Annotated in this window: 22 protein-coding genes and 2 tRNA genes; 16 read left to right on the top strand and 8 right to left on the bottom strand. The window is 72.8% G+C overall.

All coding sequences use genetic code 11. From position 1 onward, the window contains the following. Nucleotides 1-96 precede the first annotated feature (96 nt). Nucleotides 97-1,377, top strand: a complete 1,281-nt coding sequence (locus ACIP9D_RS15440; RefSeq protein WP_350871582.1) for an MFS transporter — start codon at nucleotides 97-99, stop codon at nucleotides 1,375-1,377. A gap of 88 nt (nucleotides 1,378-1,465) precedes the next feature. Here ACIP9D_RS15440 and ACIP9D_RS15435 read toward each other — a convergent pair whose 3' ends face one another. Continuing rightward, nucleotides 1,466-1,708 carry a mycoredoxin gene (locus ACIP9D_RS15435; protein WP_350871584.1) on the bottom strand — a complete coding sequence of 81 codons (243 nt, stop codon included), beginning with the start codon at nucleotides 1,706-1,708 and terminating at the stop codon, nucleotides 1,466-1,468. Between the two features lie 93 nt (nucleotides 1,709-1,801). Here ACIP9D_RS15435 and ACIP9D_RS15430 point away from each other — a divergent pair, with 93 nt between their 5' ends. The 4 genes from ACIP9D_RS15430 (at nucleotide 1,802) to ACIP9D_RS15415 (ending at nucleotide 5,075) form a co-directional block, all read left to right on the top strand. Continuing rightward, nucleotides 1,802-3,964, top strand: a complete 2,163-nt coding sequence (locus ACIP9D_RS15430; RefSeq protein ID WP_350871586.1) for an ATP-dependent DNA helicase UvrD2 — start codon at nucleotides 1,802-1,804, stop codon at nucleotides 3,962-3,964. 124 nt (nucleotides 3,965-4,088) lie between these two features. Further along, on the top strand, nucleotides 4,089-4,343 hold the full coding sequence (locus ACIP9D_RS15425; protein WP_350871588.1) for a hypothetical protein: 255 nt from the start codon (nucleotides 4,089-4,091) through the stop codon (nucleotides 4,341-4,343). A gap of 128 nt (nucleotides 4,344-4,471) precedes the next feature. Then, entirely contained in the window at nucleotides 4,472-4,837 is a 366-nt protein-coding gene (locus ACIP9D_RS15420) for a WhiB family transcriptional regulator (RefSeq protein ID WP_350871589.1), read from the top strand. 1 nt (nucleotide 4,838) lies between these two features. Continuing rightward, nucleotides 4,839-5,075, top strand: a complete 237-nt coding sequence (locus ACIP9D_RS15415; protein WP_350871591.1) for a hypothetical protein — start codon at nucleotides 4,839-4,841, stop codon at nucleotides 5,073-5,075. Between the two features lie 85 nt (nucleotides 5,076-5,160). On the opposite strand, the gene ACIP9D_RS15410 is transcribed toward ACIP9D_RS15415, so the two are convergent. The 3 genes from ACIP9D_RS15410 to ACIP9D_RS15400 form a co-directional block, all read right to left on the bottom strand. After that, nucleotides 5,161-6,507, bottom strand: coding sequence for an AarF/ABC1/UbiB kinase family protein (locus ACIP9D_RS15410; protein WP_350871593.1), 1,347 nt, complete (start codon nucleotides 6,505-6,507; stop codon nucleotides 5,161-5,163). Nucleotides 6,508-6,653: 146 nt separating this feature from the next. Further along, nucleotides 6,654-7,706, bottom strand: a complete 1,053-nt coding sequence (locus tag ACIP9D_RS15405; protein ID WP_350871594.1) for a TOMM precursor leader peptide-binding protein — start codon at nucleotides 7,704-7,706, stop codon at nucleotides 6,654-6,656. Nucleotides 7,707-7,910: 204 nt separating this feature from the next. After that, nucleotides 7,911-8,078, bottom strand: a complete 168-nt coding sequence (locus ACIP9D_RS15400; RefSeq protein ID WP_012014940.1) for a DUF5679 domain-containing protein — start codon at nucleotides 8,076-8,078, stop codon at nucleotides 7,911-7,913. Between the two features lie 523 nt (nucleotides 8,079-8,601). Between ACIP9D_RS15400 and ACIP9D_RS15395 the strand changes: the two genes are divergently transcribed. Then, the gene (locus ACIP9D_RS15395) at nucleotides 8,602-9,135 is read left to right on the top strand and encodes a M48 family metallopeptidase (RefSeq protein ID WP_350871595.1); all 534 of its coding nucleotides are present in this window, start codon (nucleotides 8,602-8,604) and stop codon (nucleotides 9,133-9,135) included. Nucleotides 9,136-9,236: 101 nt separating this feature from the next. Further along, nucleotides 9,237-9,845: a hypothetical protein gene (locus ACIP9D_RS15390; RefSeq protein ID WP_350871596.1), complete on the top strand. Its 609-nt coding sequence runs from the start codon at nucleotides 9,237-9,239 to the stop codon at nucleotides 9,843-9,845. Between the two features lie 203 nt (nucleotides 9,846-10,048). Here ACIP9D_RS15390 and ACIP9D_RS15385 read toward each other — a convergent pair whose 3' ends face one another. Beyond that, nucleotides 10,049-11,341, bottom strand: coding sequence for a zinc-dependent metalloprotease (locus tag ACIP9D_RS15385; RefSeq protein WP_350871597.1), 1,293 nt, complete (start codon nucleotides 11,339-11,341; stop codon nucleotides 10,049-10,051). Nucleotides 11,342-11,455: 114 nt separating this feature from the next. On the opposite strand from ACIP9D_RS15385, the gene ACIP9D_RS15380 reads away from it, so the two are divergent. From ACIP9D_RS15380 to ACIP9D_RS15345, 8 genes are all read left to right on the top strand, one after another. Beyond that, a complete protein-coding gene (locus ACIP9D_RS15380; protein ID WP_350871598.1) occupies nucleotides 11,456-12,469 on the top strand; it encodes a PDZ domain-containing protein in 1,014 nt (337 codons plus the stop codon). A 127-nt stretch (nucleotides 12,470-12,596) separates the two neighbouring features. Beyond that, nucleotides 12,597-15,602, top strand: coding sequence for a UPF0182 family protein (locus ACIP9D_RS15375; protein WP_350871600.1), 3,006 nt, complete (start codon nucleotides 12,597-12,599; stop codon nucleotides 15,600-15,602). 191 nt (nucleotides 15,603-15,793) lie between these two features. Then, nucleotides 15,794-16,303, top strand: coding sequence for a SigE family RNA polymerase sigma factor (locus tag ACIP9D_RS15370; protein ID WP_350871601.1), 510 nt, complete (start codon nucleotides 15,794-15,796; stop codon nucleotides 16,301-16,303). Then, nucleotides 16,293-17,210 (top strand): hypothetical protein, encoded by a 918-nt coding sequence (locus ACIP9D_RS15365; protein WP_350871603.1) that lies wholly within the window; start codon nucleotides 16,293-16,295, stop codon nucleotides 17,208-17,210. The genes ACIP9D_RS15370 and ACIP9D_RS15365 overlap by 11 nt, the downstream gene beginning before the upstream one ends. An 89-nt stretch (nucleotides 17,211-17,299) precedes the next feature. Then, nucleotides 17,300-17,373, top strand: a tRNA-Met gene (locus tag ACIP9D_RS15360). Nucleotides 17,374-17,838: 465 nt separating this feature from the next. Further along, nucleotides 17,839-17,912: transfer RNA gene (locus ACIP9D_RS15355), tRNA-Met, on the top strand. A gap of 116 nt (nucleotides 17,913-18,028) precedes the next feature. After that, nucleotides 18,029-18,592, top strand: coding sequence for a hypothetical protein (locus ACIP9D_RS15350; RefSeq protein ID WP_350871604.1), 564 nt, complete (start codon nucleotides 18,029-18,031; stop codon nucleotides 18,590-18,592). A gap of 155 nt (nucleotides 18,593-18,747) precedes the next feature. Continuing rightward, nucleotides 18,748-18,996, top strand: coding sequence for a hypothetical protein (locus ACIP9D_RS15345; RefSeq protein ID WP_350871605.1), 249 nt, complete (start codon nucleotides 18,748-18,750; stop codon nucleotides 18,994-18,996). Between the two features lie 40 nt (nucleotides 18,997-19,036). On the opposite strand, the gene ACIP9D_RS15340 is transcribed toward ACIP9D_RS15345, so the two are convergent. Further along, nucleotides 19,037-20,374, bottom strand: coding sequence for an ABC transporter substrate-binding protein (locus ACIP9D_RS15340; protein ID WP_350871607.1), 1,338 nt, complete (start codon nucleotides 20,372-20,374; stop codon nucleotides 19,037-19,039). 168 nt (nucleotides 20,375-20,542) lie between these two features. On the opposite strand from ACIP9D_RS15340, the gene ACIP9D_RS15335 reads away from it, so the two are divergent. After that, the gene (locus ACIP9D_RS15335) at nucleotides 20,543-21,376 is read left to right on the top strand and encodes a phosphoribosylaminoimidazolesuccinocarboxamide synthase (RefSeq protein ID WP_350871609.1); all 834 of its coding nucleotides are present in this window, start codon (nucleotides 20,543-20,545) and stop codon (nucleotides 21,374-21,376) included. Nucleotides 21,377-21,418: 42 nt separating this feature from the next. Here the strand turns inward: ACIP9D_RS15335 and ACIP9D_RS15330 are convergent, their stop codons facing one another. Beyond that, nucleotides 21,419-22,141 carry a GPR1/FUN34/YaaH family transporter gene (locus ACIP9D_RS15330; protein ID WP_350871610.1) on the bottom strand — a complete coding sequence of 241 codons (723 nt, stop codon included), beginning with the start codon at nucleotides 22,139-22,141 and terminating at the stop codon, nucleotides 21,419-21,421. A gap of 169 nt (nucleotides 22,142-22,310) precedes the next feature. After that, complete coding sequence (locus ACIP9D_RS15325; RefSeq protein ID WP_350871612.1) at nucleotides 22,311-22,832, bottom strand: pyridoxamine 5'-phosphate oxidase family protein; 522 nt, start codon at nucleotides 22,830-22,832, stop codon at nucleotides 22,311-22,313.

Below are 22,832 nucleotides of genomic sequence, written 5' to 3'. Positions count from 1 at the left end.
CCGTGGACTCTGTGGCCTCGCACGAACCGGGCCGCGAGGCACGCGCCACCCCGACCGCGCCCGCCCCCGGGCGCACCACCGCAAGCCGGAGGATCCATGCGCACCGTCCTGCGCCGACCCGAGTTCCGCCTGCTCTTCGGCGGGCTGCTGGCCAGCATGACCGCGGAGTCGATCCTCCTGCTCGCGCTCGCCATCTGGGTGAAGGACCTGACCGGGTCGAACGGCATGGCCGGCGGCACCATCTTCGCGATCATCGCGCCGATGACCCTGGCGCCGCTGATCGGCTGGTTCGTCGACCGCTACCCGCGCCGGCCGTTCTTCGTGGTGGCCAACCTGGTGACCGCGGTCCTGTTGATGCCGCTGTTCCTGGTGCGGGACCGGACCGACGTGTGGATCATCTACGCGGTGGCCGCCCTCTACGGGCTCTCCTACCTGACCCTCAGCGCCGCACTCAACGGGCTGATCCGTGAGCTGGTGCCGGTCGAGCTGCTCGCCGAGGCGAACGGCGTGCTGCAGACCGTGCGCCAGGGGCTGCGGTTGATCGGTCCGCTGGCCGGCGCCGGGCTCTACGCGGCGGTCGGCGGCGGGATGTTGGCCGCGATCGGCATGGTCGGATTCCTGTCAGCCGCCGTCGTGGTGGCCGCGCTGCGCACGACGCAGCCGGCGCCGCCCCGGGCCGGGCCGCGCTGGACCGCCGAGCTCGGCGCCGGCCTGCGGCACCTCGCCGGCGAGCCGGCGTTGCGCCGAGCGCTGCTCGGCTACGGCTTCGGCTCGCTGGTGATGGGCTTCACCGAGTCGCTGATCTTCGCGTACGTCGACCACGGGCTGCGCCGCGACGCCGCGTTCGTCGGCGTGCTGGTCACCGTGCAGGGGATCGGCGGGCTGGTCGGCGGGCTCTGCTCGGCCGGGGCGGTCCGCCGCCTCGGCGAGGTGGGCACGCTCGCCGTCGGCGTCGCCTTCTTCGCGCCGGCCGCGTCGATGCTGGCGTACCCCGATCTGCGGCTGGGGATAGTGGCCGTGCTGCTGGCCGGCGTCTCGCTGCCGCTCACCATGGTCGGGCTGAACACGCTCGTCCAGCGCCGGACCCCGCCCCGCCTGCTCGGCCGGGTCACGGCCGCCGCGGAGGCGGTGATCAGCGGACCGCAGGCGGTCTCGATCGGCGCCGGCGCGCTGCTGGTCGGCGTGCTCGACTACCGACTGCTCTTCCTGCTGATCGGCCTGGCCACCCTGCTCGCCGGGGGCTACCTCTGGCGCGGCCGCCACCTGAGCGCCCCACCCCCACCCCCACCCACTCCCCACATCCCGGCCCCCCGCCGCCCTCCCACGCCCGTCGATCATGAGGTTCTCGCCGCGACACGCCGGCGCCGCGGGCGATAACTTCATGATCAACGCTCCGGGCGGGGCCCGGCAGACACGGAAAGGGTGGCCGTCCGGGGGGACGACCACCCTCGCGTTGGGGTGCGGGTCAGGCGGCGATGCTGGCGAGGTGCTGCTTGACCTGCGTGATCGACGGGTTGGTGAGCGAGCTGCCGTCGGCGAAGCGCAGGGTCGGCACGGTCTGGTTGCCGCCGTTGACGCCCATCACGAAGTCCGCGGCCTCCGGGTTCTGCTCGATGTCGACCACCTCGTACCCGATGCCCTCCCGGTCGAGCTGCGACTTCAGCCGGTGGCAGTAGCCGCACCACGAGGTCGAATACATCGTCAGCATGGTCAGATCCTCCAACTGCTCCGCCCGGTGGCTTGCCGATCAAGCCGAGGCTAATCGCTGCAACGTCCGGGGCGGCTGCGAGAATTCCTGGCTGTGGTGGTTCACTCAGCGTCCGAGCGGGTGCTCGCCGGGCTGGATCCCGAGCAGCGCAGCGCGGTGACCGCGCCCGCCGGCCCGGTCTGCGTCCTGGCCGGCGCCGGCACCGGTAAGACCCGGGCCATCACCTCCCGGATCGCCTACCGGGCCCTCAGCGGGGAGATCTCCGCCCGGCATGTGCTCGCGGTCACCTTCACCGCCCGGGCCGCCGCCGAAATGCGGCACCGGCTCACCCAGCTCGGGGCTGCCGGCGTCCAGGCACGCACCTTCCATGCGGCGGCGCTGCGGCAGGTGCGCTACTTCGCGCCCCGGCTGCTCGACGGCCGGGCCATGCCCGAGCTGCTGGACAGCAAGGTCCGGCTGGTGACGCTCGCCGCCGCCCGGGTCGGCCTGCGCACCGACCGGGCCGCCGCGCGCGACCTGGCCGGCGAGATCGAGTGGGCCAAGTCGTCCCTGGTCGAGCCGGGGGAGTACGTGGTCGCGGCGGCGAAAGGGCTGCGCGACACCCCGCACGAGCCGGCAAAGGTCGCCGAGGTGTTCGCCGCGTACGAGAAGATCAAGCGCGGCAACGGGGTGATCGACTTCGAGGACATGCTGCGCGCCGCGGTCTGGGGGATCGAGGAGCACGCCGACGTCGCCGAGCAGGTGCGCGCGCAGTACCGGCACTTCGTGGTCGACGAGTACCAAGACGTCAACCCGCTGCAGCAGCGGCTGTTGGACGCCTGGCTCGGTGGCCGGGACGACCTGACCGTGGTCGGCGACGCCAGCCAGACCATCTACTCCTTCACCGGGGCCACCTCGTCCTACCTGGTCGACTTCCCGCGCCGGCACCGCAACGCGGTGGTGGTCCGGCTGGTCCGCGACTACCGGTCCACCCCGCAGGTGGTCGGGCTGGCCAACGCGGTGATCTCCCAGGCCCGGGGCGCGGAGGCCCGACTGCGGCTGGAGCTGAGCGGGCAGCGCCCGCCCGGCCCCGAGCCCGAGCTGCGCATCTTCACCGACGAGCCGGCCGAGGCGAGCGCGGTGGCCGCGCGCGCCCGGTCGCTCGTCGAGGCCGGCACCCCGGCCCGGGAGATCGCCGTGCTGTTCCGCACCAACGCCCAGTCCGAGGCGTACGAAAAGGCGCTCACCGAGGCCGAGGTGCCGTACGTGGTGCAGGGGGCGGAGCGGTTCTTCGAGCGCGCCGAGGTGCGCCAGGCGATGATCGCGCTGCGCGCCGCCACCCGCTCGATCCCGGGCGAGACCCCGCTGCCGACCGCCGTGGTTGAGGCCCTCGCCGCGGTCGGTTGGGCGCCGGACACGCCCCCGGCCGGTGGCGCCGCCCGGGAACGCTGGGAGGCGCTCGCCGCGCTGGTGCAGCTCGCCGAGGAGTACGCGGCCACGCCCGAGGTGCTCCCGATCGGCGAGGCGGCGTCGGTGGAGCGCCCGGTGACCCTGGCCGGCTTCACCGACGAACTGCACCACCGGGCCAGCCAGCAGCACGTACCGACGGTGGAGGGGGTGACGCTCGCTTCGCTGCACTCGGCCAAGGGGTTGGAGTGGGACGCGGTCTTCCTGGTCGGGCTCTCCGAGGGCACCCTGCCCACCACCTACGCGAAGACCGTCGAGCAGGTCGAGGAGGAGCGCCGCCTGCTCTACGTCGGCATCACCAGAGCCCGGGAGTGGCTCTGGATGTCGTACGCCGCGGCGCGTTCACCGGGCGGGCGGGCCCGACGGCCGTCGCGCTTCCTGCCCCAGCTGGACCGCTCCGGCGGCGTCGAGCGGGCCCGCGGCACGGGCCCCGCCGGCCGGCCGGAGCGCCGCCGTACCCAGATCGTCTCCTGCCGGATCTGCGGCGCGACCCTGCTCGCCGGCCCGGATCGCAAGCTCGGCCGCTGCGCGACCTGCCCGTCCGACCTGGACGAGGAGTTGCACGCGCGGCTGTGCGACTGGCGGCAGCGGGTGGCCGGCGCGCAGAAGGTCCCCGCCTACGTGGTCTTCACCGACGCCACGCTCACCGCGCTCGCCGAGCGGCGGCCCCGGCGCGCGGAGGAACTGATCGCCATCGCCGGAATCGGGCCCCGCAAACTCGGGCTCTACGGCGAGTCGGTGTTGGCCCTCGTGGGCGGCGCGACGGTCGACGACGTCTGCCCGGAGAAAACTTTCGAAATCTCGTCGTAAATTCGTTTGCCCTCGCCCCGTGGCGAGGAATAGCCTCAGGACACACCTCGCGAGCAGCGCCATTCCGGCTGCTCACGGGGGGCGAGACCCAGTCGATACGAGGAACGTGAGGGAGGTGGCACCCGTGGAGATCTTCACCTATGAGCGTCCGGCGGCGATGCCAGCTGCCTGCGCTCCGCTGTCGGCTGTCCGGGTGGCCCTTGCCGCCGCACGACCGTCGGTTCCGCAGGTGCACCAGGTCCAGGTTCAGGCCGAGCTGAACCTGACCGTCGCACCGGTCGGAGTCGAGGGCACCAGTGGCTCCACGGGCATGGGCATCAATGTCGCCAAGAAGCGCATGGATGTCCGCGGCGTTCCACCTCGAGGTAGACCGGTCTGATCACAGACCACCGGCTCACCTCGAGGCCGCGGAACCCGCTTACCGGGATCCGCGGCCTCAGTTTTTTGCCCCGAAGTAGTCGGAAGTAGCGATCCACAAGATCGAAGTGAGAGAGAGGTGACCGGGCGATGAGTCTGGCGTTGGCCCCACTCGAGGTGAGCGTCGAGCTGGAGGCGAACCTGCCCTGCCGGAAGTTCGACCCCGACCTGTGGTTCTCCGACTCGCCTGCCGAGCTCGAGCTGGCCAAGTCGCTCTGCGGGGACTGCCCGCTGCGCGTCGAGTGCCTCGCCGGTGCGGTGGAGCGGGCCGAGCCCTGGGGCGTCTGGGGCGGCGAGATCTTCGAGCGTGGCGCGGTCGTTCCGCGCAAGCGGCCCCGTGGCCGTCCGCGCAAGGAGGACGTCGCCCGCGACGCCGCGCTGCGGGTCGAGGCCGAGGCGCGCCTGGCGGCCAGTGGGCTGTCCCAGGGGCGTAACGCGGTCCGGTTGGCGGCCTGACATGAACCCGATCCGTCCCAACTACGCCGGCGTCACGCCGGTAGCGAGCGAGAACACCATGCTGCACGTCCCGAACGGAGCCATCGAGATGCAACTACTCCACGAAGCGTTGTCCCGGGCTCGAATGCGCCGGCCTCAGGCCGGTCGTATCACCACGAGCACTGAGGCAACCCGATCCGCCCGTACCATCGCGCTGAACAGCCGCAAGCAGGCGGCGCGCGACCTGGGCCTTCTCTGACACCCACCGAACCGCGAGGGGCGGGTGGCCGGTTCTCCGGCCGCCCGCCCCTCGCGCGTCCCAGCTCACGATCGCGCGCCGGCGCTCAGCCGACCGGCGCGAAGCCCGGCAGCCAGCGCTCCAGGATGCCCCGGTACGGCGCCTTCGCCTCCAGCTGGCAGAGCACCCCGATCGACCCCAGCGTCACCCGGTGGATGAGCAGGTACGACGGGGGCAGGTTGAGCTGCCGGCTCAGCTGGTAGGTGGGGGAGCGGGGGCTGGCCAGTCGGGCGGCCTCGCCCCGCAGCCAGGCGCGGGTGAACCGGAACTCCTCGGCCGAGATGGGCTCCAGCATCGGACGGATGAAGTCGAGCACCCCCTCGGCGTCGATCTCTTCCGTGGAGCCGATGAAGCCCTCCGCCCGTAGGCCCGCGACCACCTCTTCGGCGTCGTTACGCAGGGCCAGCGCGGCGATCCGACCGATCGGCTCCGGCGTGCCCTCCGGCATCCGGGCGACCGCGCCGAAGTCGATCACCCCGAGCCGGCCGTCCGGCAGCAGCCGGAAGTTGCCCGGGTGCGGGTCGGCGTGCAGCAGGCCGGCCCGCTGCGGCGCGGAGAGGTGCAGGATGGCCATCAGCCGGCCCGCCTCGTCCCGCTGGGCCTCGGTGCCCTCCCGGATGATGTCGGCGAGCGGCGTCCCCTCCACCCACTCGGTCACCAGCACCCGGGGCGCGGCGGAGACCACGGCCGGAATGTAGATCTCCGGGTCGTCGGCGTACGCGGCCGCGAACGCGCGCTGGGACTCCGCCTCCAGCTCGTAGTCGAGTTCCTCGGTGATCCGCTCCCGCAGCTCCACCAGGAGCGGCTTGACGTCCAGCCCGGGCTGGATCGCCCGGAACATCCCGCCCAGCCGGGAGAGCTGCTTCAGGTCGGCGAGCAGGGCTTCACCGGCGCCCGGATACTGGATCTTGACTGCCACGTCCCGATGGTGCGGCGCGCCCCCCGGGCCGTACCCCGGATCACGCCAGACCGCGCGGTGCACCTGCCCGATGCTCGCCGCCGCGGCCGGGGTGTCGTTGAACTCGACGAACCGGTCCCGCCAGTCGGGGCCGAGCTGCTCGGTCAGCACCTTGTGCACGCTGGCGACCGGCAGCGGCGGGGCGGCCTCCTGGAGCTTGGTCAGGGCCTGCCGGTAGGGGGCGGCGATCTCTTCCGGCAGCGCCGCCTCGAACACCGACAGCGCCTGACCGAACTTCATCGCGCCGCCCTTGAGCTGGCCGAGGACGCTGAAGAGCTGTTCCGCGGTGCGCTGCTGGATCTCCGCGGAGATCACGTCGGAGGCGAGCCCGGTGACGCGCTTTCCCATGCCGAGGACGGTCCGGCCGGCGAAGCCGAGCGGCAGTGCGGCGAGCTTGGCGGTCCGGGACACGGCCCGGCGTGGGATGTCGGTCACCCGGTCATTGTTACCGACTTGGCCGGCCCGCGGCTGCTGAGCGGCCGGGCGACTGCCGTTTGGTCCGGACGCTCGGGCAGACACCGGGCGTCGGCGGACACCGCGACGGCCGGTACCCGGGTTTGGCCGGAGCACGGCGACCGGTTTCAGCGCCGTCGGCGGGAGCATTCGCAGCCGGGGTGCGGCGGCCAGCTCCGGCGGCGAAACCGGCCGGCGCCGACGACCTCCACGGCTCCACCGGTCGTCTCCGGGACCCCGCCGTCGAGGTGCGCCAGCGCCTCCGCGACCGCGAATCCGACGGCCGCGAGCAGGGTGGCGGTGGCGCACGCCGGGGCCGGGCCGTCGCCGGTGAGCTGGGCGGCGAGCCGGGGCCAGTCCGGGTCACGGTCGGCGCGGTGCAGGTCGACGCAGTTCAGGCAGGGCCCGACCGGAGGGCGGACCAGGGGGCCGATCACCGGCACGTCCTCCCGCAGCGTGACCAGCAGGTGTGCCAGGCGGCGCTGGGCGTACCCGGCGGCAAGCAGGGCCGCCGGCCGGTCGGTGCCGAGCTGCACCGCCAGGTCGGCCCGGCCGCGGTGACCCCGGTGCCCGCCGGTGCCGGGGGCGGCCCGGTCGATCGCCTCCCGTACCGCGGTGGCGAGCGGGCGCCCGAGATCGGCGGCGGGGATGCCGGTGCCGACCAGGTCGGCCGGCTGGACCGGGCCGGCGAGCTCCGGCGTGACCTGGCCCACACCGGCCTGGGCGAGCGCCACCGCCAGTGCCGCGCCGGGCCGACCGGCGCCGGTCACCAGCACCCGGGCGGCCTGCCGGCGGCGCAGCACCTGGGCCGGGGTGGCGGGCAGCCGCGCGGCGGCGAGGGCGAGCGCGCCGGCCTCGGCGCCGAGCCGGGCCCGGGTCGGCCCGGCCAGGTCGCGCGGCAGCAGGGTGTCCCGCGGCACGAGCAGGCCCGCCGCGCGCAGGGTGTCGAGCAGGGTACGGACCTCGTCGATGCCCACGTCGGTGGCGACCGGGTGCGCCAGCACGCCGCGTTCGCTGCGGGTGCCGTCGAGCAGGTCCAGCAGCCGGGCGGCACGCGGGTTGGCGATCTCGAGCAGGACGGCCCGCTCCGGACCGACGCCGAGCTGGAGCGTGTGCCGGTCCCGCCAGAGCCGGGTCAGGCCGGGCAGCAAGGTGGGGCGGGGGAGCGCGACACGGGTCATGACAACGAATCGTGACCGAGTCAATGCGCTCGGTCGATCGTTGTCCACAGGTGCGGAGGGCTCTGTCCAGGGCTGTCCACAGGACATCGCGGGTTATCCACAGCCCGCTGGGTGTGCTGTCCGGGAGGCGACAGTAGGCCCACCGTGACGACTACGGGGGAGGGGTGGCCGACGGCCACCCCTCCCCCGTACCCGCGCTCCGGGTCAGACCTTGGCCTTGCCCAGGATGCGGTTCACTGTTGTGCCGCACACCGGACACTTGCCCTTGGCCATGTTCATTCCGGTCTTCGAGACCTCGACGCGCCCCTCGAAGTCCCGCTTCTCCTTGCACTTGACGCAGTAACCGTTGTAGGTCTGGGCCTGGTCGGCCACGGTGCCCTCCTCGTCTCGTCCGCCGGCCGATGCCGTCCCGGCGGGTTACCCGGCGGCGGGCCACACGGGGCGCCGGCGCTGGGTCTATCTCCGCGGTCACGCACGTGACCGCTGGTCCGCGGACCCTACCCAGGTCTGGGCAGTTCCATGTCAGCTGTGCATCGACACTGTGAGGAAGCCGACGACGAGAGTGTGCACGGCGAATAACGTCGGATAAGTCAGTTTGGCGGGGACACGCCGACCGAACTGGCCCAGATGCCCCCTCCGGGGGCCCCGGGCGCCACCCGGGCAGGGTGATCACCTACCGTGGGGAGGAAGCGAAGATCTCCCAGGTGACGGCCGACTGGACCGCCACGAAGGGTGACGGTGACGCTTCGCGTTGGTCTGCCAAGAATTTTTTCGGGACTCCTGGCGACCAATCACCATCTTCCGGGCGCGTGTCGCGGGGTTGACCCTTCCGACCCCTGGTCACTACGCAGTAGCTTTCCCTCGTGGCAGCAAATCGAGGCTGCGCGGGTCTGTGATGGCAGGGGCGCGCAAGCCGGTCGTCGAGGTGCGGCGCAGCCAGCGCCGGCGACGTACGGTGTCCGCCTACCGGGACGGTGAGCGGGTCGTCGTCCTGATTCCCGACCAGTTCTCCCGGGCCGAGGAGAGCGAGTGGGTCGACCGGATGCTGGCCCGGCTCGCCGCCCGGGAAGGGCGGCTGGCCCGCTCCGATGCCGAGCTGCTCGGCCGGGCCAACCGACTGATCAACGCCTACCTCGCCGAATACGGCCGGCAGGCCGTGCCGGCGAGCGTCCGCTGGGTGACCAACCAGAACGGCCGCTGGGGCTCCTGCACCCCGGCGGACCGGAGCATCCGGATCTCGCACCGGGTACAGGACATGCCCGACTGGGTGATCGACTACGTGCTGCTGCACGAGCTGGCCCATCTCATCGTGCCCAGTCACAACGCCGCGTTCTGGGCCCTGGTCGGCCAGTACCCCCGCGCGGAGCGGGCCCGCGGCTACCTGGAGGGCGTCGCCGCGGCGGCCTGCGTCCCCGCCCTGGCCGAGTGACGCACAGCGCCTGGCCCAGGTTGATCGTGGGGGTGACCGGGTTGCCGAGCGCGGGAGGGTGAGCGCGGCAGTGGTCCGACGGAGAGGGTTAGGGTCGGGGGATGGTGCGGCGGGTGGTGGTGGCGTTGCTCGGGCCGGTGACGTGGGCGCCGCCCGGCATCGAGCCCGGGCGTTGGCGTCACGCGCTCGCCGAGGACACCGTCGACCTGCTCGCCATGCTGAACGAGGTGGACACCGCGGTCGCCGTCACCCCGGCCGACCGGTCGCTAGCCGACGCGGTGACCTGGCCGGACATGGCCGTCTACGAGGTGCCGGAGCCCACGCCGAACGCCGTCTTCGCGGCGCTGACCGGGTACGACCAGGCGGCCGTGATCGCCGCCGACGCGCCTGACCTGCCCGGGCTCACCATCGGCAAGCTGCTCCGCCCGCTGACCAGCCGCCCGGTCGCGGTCGCGCCGGCCGAGGGAGTCGGCCCCGGGCTGCTCGGCGTCGCCGCGCGGCTGCCCGTACCCGACTGGTTGCCCGTGATCGACCTGGACCGGTCGCTGCCCGCGACGGTCCGCGCCGCCGCCCCGCGCCCCGGCGACCTCGCGGTCACCCCGGCGTGGCGCCGGCTGCGCGGCCCGGTCGACCTGGCCGCACTCGACCCGGCCGTGGAGGGCTGGGAGACCACCCGCGCCCTGCTCTCCGGCGCCGGCCGACCGGGCTGACCCGCCGAACAACAAGCCGGTGCCGGTCGGCGGACCGATCTCGCCGGTTCGCGGCTGGTCGGCGGGTCTGCCCGGACGGCGACTGGCTGGCGGGTCAGCCGCGACGGCGACTGGCTGGCGGATCAGCCGCGGAGCCGGCTGATCGGTGGGACAGCGAACCGGCCGGCACCGCCTGGAAGCGGTGCCGGCCGGTCGGGGGAGGGTCAGGAGCGGCTGTCGCCGTCGGTGTCGTCCGGTCGCTCCGGCTCGCCCGGCGCCTGCTCCTCCGGGCCGCCGGGCGCGGTGAAGTCGAAGGTCTCCAGCTCACCGAGGTCGAGCTGGGCCATCGCGAAGGCCACCGGATCGGCGAAGTCGTCCTCGGAGGGGAGCAGATCCGGGTGGCCCCAGAGCGCGTCCCGGCCGGCGATGCCGCGGTGCTCGGTGAGCGCGGCCCAGAGCGCCGCCGCCTCGCGCAGCCGGCGCGGACGCAGTTCCAGGCCGACCAGCGCGGCGAACGTCTGCTCGGCGGGACCGCCCGCGGCGCGGCGACGCCGGAACGCCTCGGCCAGGCGCACCACGTTGGGCAGCCGGTCGCTGGCAGCGCTGTCCACCACGTGGCAGACCCACCCCTCGACCAGCGCCAACGCGGTCTCCAGCCGGGCCAGCGACGCCTTCTGGGCCGGAGTGTCCTCCGGGGTGAAGATGCCCTCCAGGGCGATCGCCTGCATCGACTCCGGATCGGTCGGGTCGACCCGGCCCATCGCCTCCTCGATCGCCTCCCGGTTGACCCGGATGCCCGAGGCGTACATCTCCACCGCGCTGAGCACGTGCCCGCGCAGCCACGGCACGTGCTGGAACAGCCGCTGGTGGGCGGCCTCGCGCAGGGAGACGTAGAGGCGGACCTCGTCCTCCGGCAGCTCCAGGCCCTCGCCGTACGCCCGGATGTTGGCCGGAATGAGCGCGGCGGTGCCGGCCGGACCGAGCGGCAGCCCGATGTCGCCGGCGGAGAGCACCTCGGCGGCGAGCGAGCCGAGGGCCTGGCCGAGCTGACCGCCGAAGAGGGCGCCACCGAGGGTGGCCACCATCGACTGCATCGGGCCGAGCTGGGCCCGGGCCTCCGGCGGTACCAGGTCGCCCATCGCGCCCACCATCCGGCTGGCCACCGGGTCGCAGAGCTTCCGCCAGACGTCGAGCGTCTTGTAGATCCACTCGTTCCGGTTCCAGGCCACCGAGGTCTGGATCCCGGACGGCAGGGCGGACGCCGGTTCGAGCCACAGGTCGGCGAGGCGCAGCGCCTCTTCCACCGCGTTGCGCTCGTAGGGCGAGACCGCCGGGTCGCCCGCGGCGGCGAGCTGGCTCGCCGCTACCTGCCGGGCCAGGTCCCAGTTGACCGGCCCGCTGCCCGGCGAGGAGAGCAGGTGCTGCAACTGCGACATGAACTGCTGCATCTGCGCCGGGTCGTTGGGGTCTGGTGGCTGCCCACCCGGGAGCGCGAAACCGAACGGAATATCAGGCACGAGCTCTACGGTACGCGCGCCACGCCCCAGGTCGTGTCGCTGGCGTTGCGCTGAGGGCGAAGTCGTTCCCGCGGGTTGCCGGAGCGGCGCCGCCCGGTCGGTACGCTCTGCCGCATGAGACGTCGCGGCCTGACCGTCCTGCTCGGTGCCCTGTTCACCGCCCTGCTCAGCATCGGTGTGCTCGGTGCGCCGATCCCGTACGTGGTGCTCGGCCCCGGGCCGACGGTGAACACTCTCGGCACCGAGAAGGGTAAGGAGGTCATCCAGGTCAGCGGCCGGGCGACCTCCACCTCGGCCGGGCAGTTGCGGCTCACCACGGTCGGCGTGCAGCCCTCGGTCAAGCTCCGCTCGGCCATCGCCGGCTGGTTCTCCAAGGACGAGGCGGTGGTGCCCCGGGAACTGATCTACCCGCCGGGTGAGTCGCAGGAGCAGGTCGAGCAGCGCAACGCCGAGGACTTCGCCGCCTCGCAGACCAGCGCGGAGACCGCCGCGCTGCGGGAGTTGGGCTTCCCGGTGCAGGTCGTGGTGAAGACGGTGGCCGCGGACGGCCCGGCGGCAGGGGTGCTCAAGCCCGGCGACGTGCTCACGTCGGTCGACGGCCAGCCGGTGCCGGTCGCCGCCCGGCTCACCGAACTGATCCGGGCCAAGCCGGCCGGCAGCGCGCTGACCATCGGCTACACCCGCGTCGGTGCGCCGGCGACCGCCCAGGTCACCAGCCGGGAACAGGACGGCCGGCCACGGATCGGCGTCGAGATCGAGCAACAGCAGCCGCACCCGTTCAACCTCAGCATCGCCCTGGAGGACATCGGCGGGCCGAGCGCCGGCCTGATGTTCGCGCTCGGCATCGTGGACAAGCTGACCCCGGCGGACCTGACCGGCGGCGCAGTGATCGCCGGCACCGGCACCATCGACGACGAGGGGAAGGTCGGCCCGATCGGCGGGATCGCGCAGAAGCTGGTCGGCGCGAAGCACGCCGGGGCGAAGGTCTTCCTGGTGCCGGCGGACAACTGCGCCGAGGCCGTTCGCAACCCGCAGCCGGACCTGCCCCTGCTCAGGGTCGGCTCGCTGGACGAGGCGCTCACCGCCCTCGAGACGCTGCGCGCCGGCGGTCAGCCGACCCGCTGCTGAGACCTGCGGCAGGGGGTCGGACACGATGGGTGGCGATGCGGTGTGACCGTGGGCCGCCGCATTCAGGAACACCCCGTACTCTGGGTGCCTGGTCGGAGCCGATCACATCGAGCGTGCGGAGCCAACAGTGGTCATGCGTAGCGGCAGCCCCCTGCCGAGGATGAGTAGGCGCGGTCGCGTCACGATCGCCGTCCTGGTCGGGGTGTTCGTGCTGTTCACCCTGCTCGGCTGGGGTGTGCAGGCCTGGACGGACTGGCTCTGGTTCGACGAGGTCAACTTCACCGAGGTCTTCACCGGGGTGCTCGTCACCCGGTTGCTGCTCTTCCTCACGGTCGGCCTCGCCATGGCGGTGGTCGTCGGCGGCAACCTCTGGCTGGCCCACCGGATGCGCCCGCGGCTGCGTCCGCACTCGGTCGAGCAGGCCACCCTGGAGCGTTACCGGATGGCGCTCGGCCCGCGACTCGGCCTCTGGATCACGCTCGTCGCCGGCGTCGTCGGCCTCTTCGCCGGTCTCTCCGCACAGAGCCGGTGGAACCAGTGGCTGCTCTTCCGCAACGGCGGCGACTTCGGGGTGAAGGACCCGGAGTTCGGGGTGGACGTCGGCTTCTACGTCTTCCAGCTGCCGTTCTGGCGCTATCTGCTCGGCGTCGCCTTCACCGCGGTGGTGCTGGCCGTGGTCGGCGCGCTCGCCGTGCACTACATCTTCGGCGGGGTCCGGCTGCAGGGCGTCGGCGACCGGATGACCAATGCCGCACGGGCCCACCTGAGCACGCTGGTCGCGGTCTTCGTCCTGCTCAAGGCGGTCGCGTACGTGCTGGACCGGCGGGCCATGCTGCTCGAGTACAACGAGGGCGCCAAGCTCTACGGCGCCGGCTACGCCGACGTCAACGCGCTGCTGCCGGCGAAGGAGATCCTCGCCTACATCTCCATCGTGGTGGCGATCGCGATCCTCGTCTTCTCCAACGCCTGGATGCGCAACCTGGTCTGGCCGGGCATCTCGCTCGCCCTGCTCGGCGTCTCCGCGGTCGCGATCGGCGGCATCTACCCGTGGGCCGTGCAGACCTTCGAGGTGAAGCCGAGCGCCAAGGAGAAGGAGGCGCCCTTCATCCAGCGCAGCATCGACGCGACCCGGACGGCGTTCAGCCTGCAGGCCACGAAGACCACGCCGTACGCGGCGAGCAACCTCACCCCGCCGGCCAGCCTGGCCACCGACACCTCGGTGGTGCCGAACGTCCGGCTGCTCGACCCGCAGCTGGTCAGCGAGACGTACACCCAGCTCCAGCAGGTGCGTGGGTTCTACGACTTCGGTCCGAAGCTGGACATCGACCGGTACGGGGTGAACGGCAAGACCTCCGACTACGTGGTCGGTGTCCGCGAGATCAACTACGGCGAGCTGACCGACCAGCAGAACACCTGGATCAACCGGCACACGGTGTACACCCACGGTTACGGTCTGGTGGCCGCTCCGGCCAACCAGGTGGTCTGCGGTGGCCAGCCGTTCTTCGTCTCCGGCTTCCTCGGCGAGAAGACCCAGGAGGCGTGCTCTTCGCAGACCGAGCAGATCCCGGCCACCCAGCCGCGGATCTACTACGGCGAGCGGATGGAGGACGGCGACTACGCGATCGTCGGCCAGCAGGACCCGGAGAAGAAGGCCGAGTTCGACCGTCCGGTCGGTGAGGGCGGCGGCGAGTCCTACACCTACACCGGCACCGGTGGCGTCGAGATCGGCTCGTTCACCCGCCGGCTGCTCTACGCGATCAAGGAGCAGGAGTCGAACTTCCTGCTCTCCGGGGCGGTCAACGAGGACTCGAAGCTGCTCTACGTACGCAACCCGCGGGACCGGGTGGAGAAGGTCGCGCCGTTCCTGACGCTGGACGGCGACCCGTACCCGGCGGTGGTGGGCGGTCGGGTGCAGTGGATCGTCGACGGCTACACCACCGCGGCGACCTACCCGTACGCCGAGCGGGTCAACCTGCGCGAGGAGACCACCGACGAGCTGACCGGGCGGGGCACCTTCCAACTGGCCCGGGAGAACGTCAACTACATCCGCAACTCGGTCAAGGCCACCGTCGACGCCTACGACGGCACCGTCCGGCTCTACGAGTTCGACGAGACCGACCCGGTGCTGAAGGCCTGGAACAAGGCGTTCGGCGGCGACCTGGTGCTGCCGAAGAAGGACATCCCGGCCGACCTGGCCGCGCACTTCCGCTACCCGGCCGACCTGTTCAAGGTGCAGCGCAACCTGCTCACCAAGTTCCACGTGACCAACCCGGGTGACTTCTACTCGGCGCAGGACTTCTGGCAGGTCCCCAATGTGCCGGACGCGCCGGACAGTGGGCAGACGCAGCCGCCGTACTACCTCTTCACCGAGTTCCCGGGCCAGGACGGGCCGCGCTTCCAGCTCACCTCGGCGGTCACCCCGAACGGCCGGCAGAACCTGGCCGCGCTGATCACCGGCTCGTACGTCGACGGGCAGCCACAGCTGGAGGTGCTGGAACTGCCCGACCAGACCCGGATCTCCGGGCCGGTGCAGGTGCACCAGCAGATGACCAACAACGCCAACATCCGGCAGCAACTGAACCTGCTCTCCTCGAACCAGGCCCAGGTGCAGTACGGCAACCTGCTCTCGCTGCCGTTCGGCGACGGGATGCTCTACGTCGAGCCGGTCTATGTGAAGAGCAACCAGCAGGACGCGTATCCGCTGCTGCAGAAGGTGCTGCTCTCCTACGGTGACGGCGGCTCCTTCGTGGCGCTGGCCGACAACATCACCGACGGCATCAAGCAGCTCGTCGAGCAGGGCAAGAAGGCCACACCGGGCACCGCGCCGCCGCCGACCACCGGCGGTACTCCGCCGTCGCCCCCCACCGGAGGCGACAACAACCCGCCGCCGCTGACCGGCGAACTGGCCGCCGCGGCGGACCGGGTGCAGGCGGCGATCAGCGAGGTCCGGGCCGCCCAGGCGTCCGGTGACTTCGAGCGGTACGGGCGGGCGCTCAAGGCGCTGGACGAGGCGCTCACCGCCTTCCAGCAGGCTCAGGGTCGGGCCACGCCAGCGGCGAGCACCAGCCCGGCCCCCAGCGGCAGCCCGCCGGCGTCGCCGAGCGGCAGCCCGCCCGCCGGGTCGGGCGGCTGACCCGCCGCGCCCCCGGGTAGCTCTCGGAGCCCCCGCCGTCGGACCGCACCCGGTCCCGACGGCGGGGGCTTCGCCATGTCCGGGCCCGCACGGCCGTCTGTCGCCCTTCCGACCGGGGCCGAGCGGCCCGCAACCTCGGGCACCGGTGCGCCGTCCTCACTGCAACGGGGTGCGGACGAGGGGGAACAGTCGTGAGGGACGCGCAGAGCTTCGACGAGTTCTACCGCAGCACCGCCCGGCGGATGCTGCGTTACGGCTACGCGGTCACCGGCGACCACACCGAGGCGCAGGATCTCGTGCAGGAGGCGTACGCCCGAGCCTGGCGGCAGTGGGGGACGCTTTCGGCCCACCCGGCGCCGGAGGCGTGGCTGCGACTGGTGGTCGCCCGGCTGGCGACCGACCGGTGGCGGCACCTGCACCGCTGGCGGGGGGTGCTGAGCCGGACCGGACCGCCGGCTACCGCGCCACCGCCGAGCGAGGACGGGGTGCTGCTCGTCCGCGCGCTGCGGCAGCTGCCGACCGCCCAGCGGCAGGCGCTGGCCCTGCACTACCTATTCGACATGCCGGTGGAGGAGATCGCCCGGGAGACCGGGGTCGCCGTCGGCACCGTGAAGTCCTGGCTGTCCCGGGGCCGCGCCCGGCTCGCCGCGCTACTGCCCGACCTCTCCACCGTGGAGCTGGAGGCGAACGATGTCACCTGAACTCTCCGACCTCTACCGGTCGCTCACCGCCACCGCCGACCGCCAGGAGTTGACCCACCCCGAGCTGGTCCGGCGGCGCGCCGACCGTCGGGCCCGCGTACGGGTCGCCGGGACCGCACTCGCGGTGGCGCTGCTGCTCGGCGGGGTGGCCGCCGGCGGTCGGCTGGTGTTCTCGGCGGACGGTCCCACGCCGCTGCCGCCGCCCGCCGACACCCCCGGCCCGGTGCCGACCAGCCCGGCGCCCCGCCCGTCCGCGTCGCCGTCGGCCTCGACGCCGGTGCCGAGCACGCCGAGTGGTGCGCCGTCGACGGCACCGACCAGCGTCGCGCCGACCCGCCGCCAGCCCACCTCGATCCCGGACCGGGCCTTCTTCGTCCTTGCGCCGGCGAACCGGACGGGCCTGGAGACGGCGCTCGCGACGCCGCTGCTGCCGACGCTCTGCGCGGCCCGCTATCCCAGCGAGTCCGCCGTGGTGCAGCGCCGCGCCCGCAACCTGGCCTACAAGCTGGCGAGCACGCCACAGGGGAACGTGGCGGACGGCAGCTACATGCACAGCATCACCATCTACCGGCCGGGCCGCGCCGACGACGTGCTGCGGGAGCTGCGGCAGGCCGTCCGCGACTGCCCCCGGCAGGGGCCCGACGAGACCGGGGTGACCTGGCGGCAGCGGCTGCTGGACCCGGGGGAGTACGGGGACGAGTCGGTGCTGTTCGAGATGCGGGCGCCGTACCCGGAGGGCATGGGCGAACCGGGCGACGACCAGGTCCGGTTGGTCCGGGCGGTGCGCATCGATGACGTGGTGACGGTGCTCTGGGAGCAGGGCTGGGAGAACACCTCCGCCGAGCGCGCCCAGGTCGACGCCGACAGTCGCCGGGCGGTGCGGGCGATCGAGGAATGGCTTGACTGACTGCGGCCCAGGTCAACCGGGTCGGCGGTGGTGGGACGGAAGGTCGTTTTGCGGTGCCCCGGGTCGGTGCGCTACGGTTACTCAGCCGACGCGGGGTGGAGCAGCTCGGTAGCTCGCTGGGCTCATAACCCAGAGGTCGCAGGTTCAAATCCTGTCCCCGCTACGAGAGAAACACCGTTCAACAGCCCGTTCCCGGTTACCGGGGACGGGCTGTTGCTGTTGGTCCCGAACCGGGTCCCCCGCTTGAATAGCCGCGGCTACCGGTCGCGGGTTCGTCAGCACTCCAGTCGACCACCCGACCTCCGGCCGTCGAGAGTGGACCGCAACCGGGTCCTAACACCGGCGTCGACGCACGGTATCGGCTGGTGTTGAGCACCACGCGCTCCAGCGGGGAGCGCCCCCGTACCGGGACGGCGCGGGACCTGCACTCCGGGCGACGGTCGGTCGACCGGGCCCCGCTGCCCGGAGGCCCGACTTCGGGGCCGGCATCCCGGTCGGCCGTGGCGCCGTCTCGCTGCGGCGCCGGGCACCCGCCGGTCCGGCATCGCGGTCGTCCGGACCCCGATCCGGCCGAATCAGTGGGCCTGCGGATCTCGGTCAACGGCGTGGGGTAGAGTAGAGCTACCGACGCGGGGTGGAGCAGCTCGGTAGCTCGCTGGGCTCATAACCCAGAGGTCGCAGGTTCAAATCCTGTCCCCGCTACGAAAGAGAACCCGGGTCCCGATATGGGGCCCGGGTTCTTCCGTTCCCGGCGATGGTGGGACGGCGGGCGGACGATCGTGGCGCGTACGGTGTGGGCCGACCCGAAGGAGATTCGGATGGCCGTCCGACGATCATCGCGGCGCAAGCCCAACCACGTGCGATTCTTCGCCCTGTTCAGCGGGCTGATCGTCGTCGGCGTCGGCGCCGTCTACGGGATCCACTGGGCGGCGAACCCGTGGGCCCTGGCCCTGCCGGGCAAGCCGGCGCTGACGGGCTACTGGCAGGGCGTCGTGCCGTACGGACCCGGCGACGACCGGCGGATCGTCCTGCACCTGGCCGACGACCAACCCAGCGCGACCGACCGCTGCGGCGACTGCCCGGACCTTCGGGGCGCCTTCAAGGTCTGCCACGGGCCGGAGGTCGAGAGGTATGAGGTCTGGGGGGACCCGAGCAACTATCTCGGGACCCGCTTCTCGCTGCACACCCGTCCGGACGTTCAGCGGTCCGGGCCGCGACTGAACGAGTTCGACGGCGACTGGGACGCCGACCTGCTCAGGATCCGGACGTCCTTCACCACGTTCGCCGCCGACGGCGTGCTCGCCGGATCCGGTTCACCGACGGCTTCGTTCGAGATGACCCGTGCTGACGAGGCCGACTTCGACGACCCTGCGTGCCGCTGACGCGCCCGGCCGGGCGGCGTCAGGAGGGTCCGGCCTCGGCCGTTTCGCGCCGGTCATCCCTCGGCGCTGGGCTTCGGGGTTGTCACCCGCCCGCCGTCCCGCGCGTTACGGTCCACCGTGCTGCCGTGCTTGCGTTTCTCGGCGAGGATGTGGGCATGTCTTCTTTCGGTAAGTGGTGGGGCCGGCTCGGCGCGGTCCTCAGTACGGTGGTGCTCGCGGTGTTCGTACCGGCGGCGGCGTGGGCGTCGAGCGGCACCGGTGAGCTGGTGGTGGAGGCGGCCCGGCGCCGGTCGCGCGGTGGCTTCGGCTTCATCGGTCTGCTCTGCTGCGCCGTGGTGGTCGTGGTGGTCGTGCTGCTGCTCCTGAGCATGATGCGCAACCGCCGCGGCGGTCCACCGCGCTGACCCTCGGCGGTCCGCCGCGCTGACCCGCGGCGGGCGTCGGTCATCCTGTCAGCGCGGCGTCGGCCTCGGCGAGGAACCGGGTCGCCGCCGCGCGGGCGCCGACCCCACCCGATCGGACGCTCTCGGCGGCGGCGACGAGCAGGGTGCGGACCCGGGCGTGCCCCTTGGGCGGCGGGACGGGGGCCGGTCCGATGCCCGTGCCGAGGCTGGTGCCGAGGGCGGCCGCCCGCTGCTGGGCCCGGTCGGTGAGGCTGCCCTCGACGGCGCGTCGGACGGCCTGGCTCGGGCTGAGCCCCCGCTCGTGGCCGAGGAGGGCGCCCGCCTCGCCGTTGTTGGTCAGAAAGTTGATCACATCGACCGCCACGTCGGGGTGCCGGCTGCCGCGGAAGACCGCCCAGTACATCGACGCCCGGGCCCACTGGGCGGCGGGGGAGCCGGGGAAACCGGCCAGCCCCAGCTCCGCCTTGGTCAGGCGTTGCAGCTCGGGCAGCTGGTGTGACCAGGCGAAGGACGCCGCGGTGAGCCCGGAGACCACCAACTGCCGGGCCGGCTCGCCGCTGTCGGCCTGCTCGACAAGCGCGGCGGCCGGGGTGGCCCGTCCGGCGCGCGCCCGCCGCCACAGGTCGAACCAGCTGACCAGCTCGCCGGCGCCGAAGCCCAGCTGCCGGCCGCGGTAGAGCTCCGCGCTCTGCCCGCGTAGCCAGAGCCAGAGCGCCCGGTAGTCGCCGGACGGATCCATGGTGCCGGCGACGCGCCCCTGGCTGGCTCGGGTGACCTGCTCGGACCAGCCGATGTACTGGGCCCAGGACATCCCGGTGCGGGGCTCGGGCAGCCGTAGTTCGCGCAGCAGGTCCCGGTTGAAGACCACCGCCGCGGCCGTCTGCCCGGCGGCCACGGCCATCGTCCGGCCGTCGACCTGGCCGTAGCGGACCAGCCCGTCGGGCAGGCCGGTCAGGTCGAGCCGGCTCTGGGCGACGTGGTCGCTGAGGTCGAGGAGGATCTCGCGCTGGGTGTACTCGCTCAGCACGCCGTCGTCCAGCTGGATGAGGTCGGGCGGGTTGCCGCCGACGGCCTGGGTGGCCAGCCGGTCGTAGTAGCCGTCGACGCCCTGCCAGGTGACCCGGAAGCTGACCCGTGGGTTGCGCTCGCTGTAGAGGCGCAGCGCCCGTTCGGTCAGCTCTGCCCGCTTGGCGCTGCCCCACCAGAAGACCGACAGCACCACCGGCTCGTCGCGGGCCTCGGTGGCGACCGGTCCGGTGCTGCACCCGCTGAGTCCGCCGGCGGTGGCGAGGACCGGCGCCCCGAGCAGCGCGGCGAGCATCCGCCGCCGGCCCGGATCGGGGCCGGGGCCGGAAAGCGACGGTCGGGCAGCGGGCACGCGCAACTCCTGTCACCTGCCGAAGGCGGACGGTCGGCTCATTCACGCAGGCACCGCCCGAGGGTGTCAACGTCCGTCCGGCCACAGGCCGGGTCGCACAGACGTACGCATCGATGGCCTCGGCCACCCCTGCCGGGCGTACGCAGGCGACATGGTGTACTTGGCCGCGTGGAACTTCTGCACTCGGGCAAGGTCCGGGACGTCTACGCCGACGGCGACGACCTGATCCTGGTCGCCTCGGACCGGATCTCGATCTACGACGTGGCGCTGCCGACGCCGATCCCGGACAAGGGGCGCCTGCTCACCGCGCTCTCGCTCTGGTGGTTCGAGCAGCTCTCCGACGTGGTGCCGAACCACGTCATCTCGGCCACCGACGTGCCGGCCGAGTTCGCCGGCCGGGCGATCCGCTGCCGCCGGCTGGAGATGGTCCCGGTCGAGTGCGTCGCCCGCGGCTACCTCACCGGCGGCGGCCTGCGCGAGTACGAGCGCACCGGGGCGGTCTCCGGCGTACCGCTGCCGCGGGGGCTCGGTGAGGCGTCGATCCTGCCCGAGCCGATCTTCACCCCGTCGAGCAAGGCACCCGCCGGCGAGCACGACGAGCCGATCACCTTCACCGACGTGGTGGACAAGGTGGGCCAGGCCACCGCCGAGCGGCTGCGGCAGATCACCATCGACATCTACCGGCGCGGCGCCGAGCTGGCCGCCGAGCGGGGCATTCTGGTCGCCGACACGAAGATCGAGCTGGGCTGGGCGCCGGACGGCACCCTGGTCCTCGCCGACGAGCTGCTCACCTCGGACTCGTCGCGGTTCTGGCCGGCCCGGTCGTACCAGCCGGGCCGCACGCAGTTCTCCTACGACAAGCAGTACGTGCGGAACTGGGCCACCGACAGCGGCTGGAACAAGCAGGCCCCGGCCCCGGACATGCCGGCCGAGGTGGTCGAGGCGACCCGGGCCCGCTACGTCGACGTCTACGAGACGCTCACCGGCAACCGCTGGGAGTGAGCGTGCGGGCGGGCCGCGCCGCGGCGTCGCCCGCCCGGACGGTCACTGCCCGATCTTGATGCCCGGCTCGCCCGACACGAACTGGATGGCCTGCGGCGGCTGCGCTCCCGGCCGGCTCGGGGCGCGGAGCATGCCGAGCGGCAGAACGGCCCGACCATAGGTGGCCTCCAGCATCATCGCCGTCGCGGTGTACCAGGCCACCACGGCCGAGGCGATGAAGAAGTAGGCGCCGAGTGTGCGCCAGCCCGAGATGTCGGCGAGCTGGCCGATCGCCTGAGCGGTGGCACCGGCGGCGAGCGCGATCAGGGTCAGGGCGAGGCTGAGGTTCTTCGCGAGCGCGGCCACCGCGCCGGACCAGGTGATCGCCGCGAGGGCGATGAACCAGTAGCCGAGCGCCACGAAGGGGGTCGGCGGGGTCAGCGCCCCGAGCGCCACCAGCAGGAAGAGCACCCCGTAGGCGAGCCAGAAGGCGCCCCACATCCCGTGCATCGCGGTGGCCAGGCCGTCGCGGGCCCGGTAGGCCCACATCCCGGCCAGGAACTGCGCGAGACCACCCGTGAACGCGGCGAACGGAAACAGGAAGCTCGGTGTGTTCGTGTCGCCGTACCAGCCCGCCAGGTTCGTGGCCACGACGAAGGTGGCGGCGGCGAAGCCGAAGAGGCCCAGGATCGACGGCGGGGCAACCGGCTGCAACGAGATCTGTGCGTGGTTTCGCCAGAATTCAAACTCGCCGTCCTGGGACGGCGTGTTGGCCATGCGTGCCATCTGAGCCTCCTCTTCCCGGCGGCGCCGCCCGGACGGCCGAGCGGTAGGCGAACGGCTACCCGGTGCGCGCGGTCCCACACCCGTACGGTGCCGGGGGCTCACCGGTCACCGCCGGGTGTGAGTGAGCGGGCCGCGCCAGCGGCCTGCCGACCGAGCCGCTGCCCGCCGGTCAGGACGCCGGCGGGCGCCGCCAGAACTGCCGGGGCGCGTAGCCCTCGCGCCGCAGCCAGTGCTCGGTGTAGACGATTCGGTCGGCCTCGACCACCACCAGCGGCCCGTCGGGCGGCTCGTCCAGGTCGCGGGAGCGCTCGACGTGGTCCGACTGCCAGCGCACGGCCGGCCAGTAGTGGGCGAAAAGCTCGTCGTCCGGGGCGAGCACCCGGGCCCGCCCGAACACCTGCGCGCCCCGACTGCTGGCCTGCCCGACGAGCGGCGCGAACACCCCGATCGACACCCGGGGGTCGGCGGCGATGTTGCGCATCTTCGGCGTGCCCGCCGCGGCGGTGAACAGCAGCGCGAAGTCGAGGTGGAAGTAGCGCACCGGCGTGGCCAGCGGGCCGCCCGGGCCCGCGGTGGCCAGCACGCACATGTTCTGCGACGACAGCAGGTTGAGGATGCGCTCACCGAGCCGCTCCGGATCGAGCCGTCCGGTCGGGCTCGGACCCGCCAACCAGGGATTCGTCACCGGCAC

This window comes from Micromonospora sp. NPDC093243 (assembly GCF_044753725.1).
Taxonomy (GTDB): domain Bacteria; phylum Actinomycetota; class Actinomycetes; order Mycobacteriales; family Micromonosporaceae; genus Micromonospora.
This window is presented reverse-complemented; position numbering and strand designations above follow the sequence as displayed.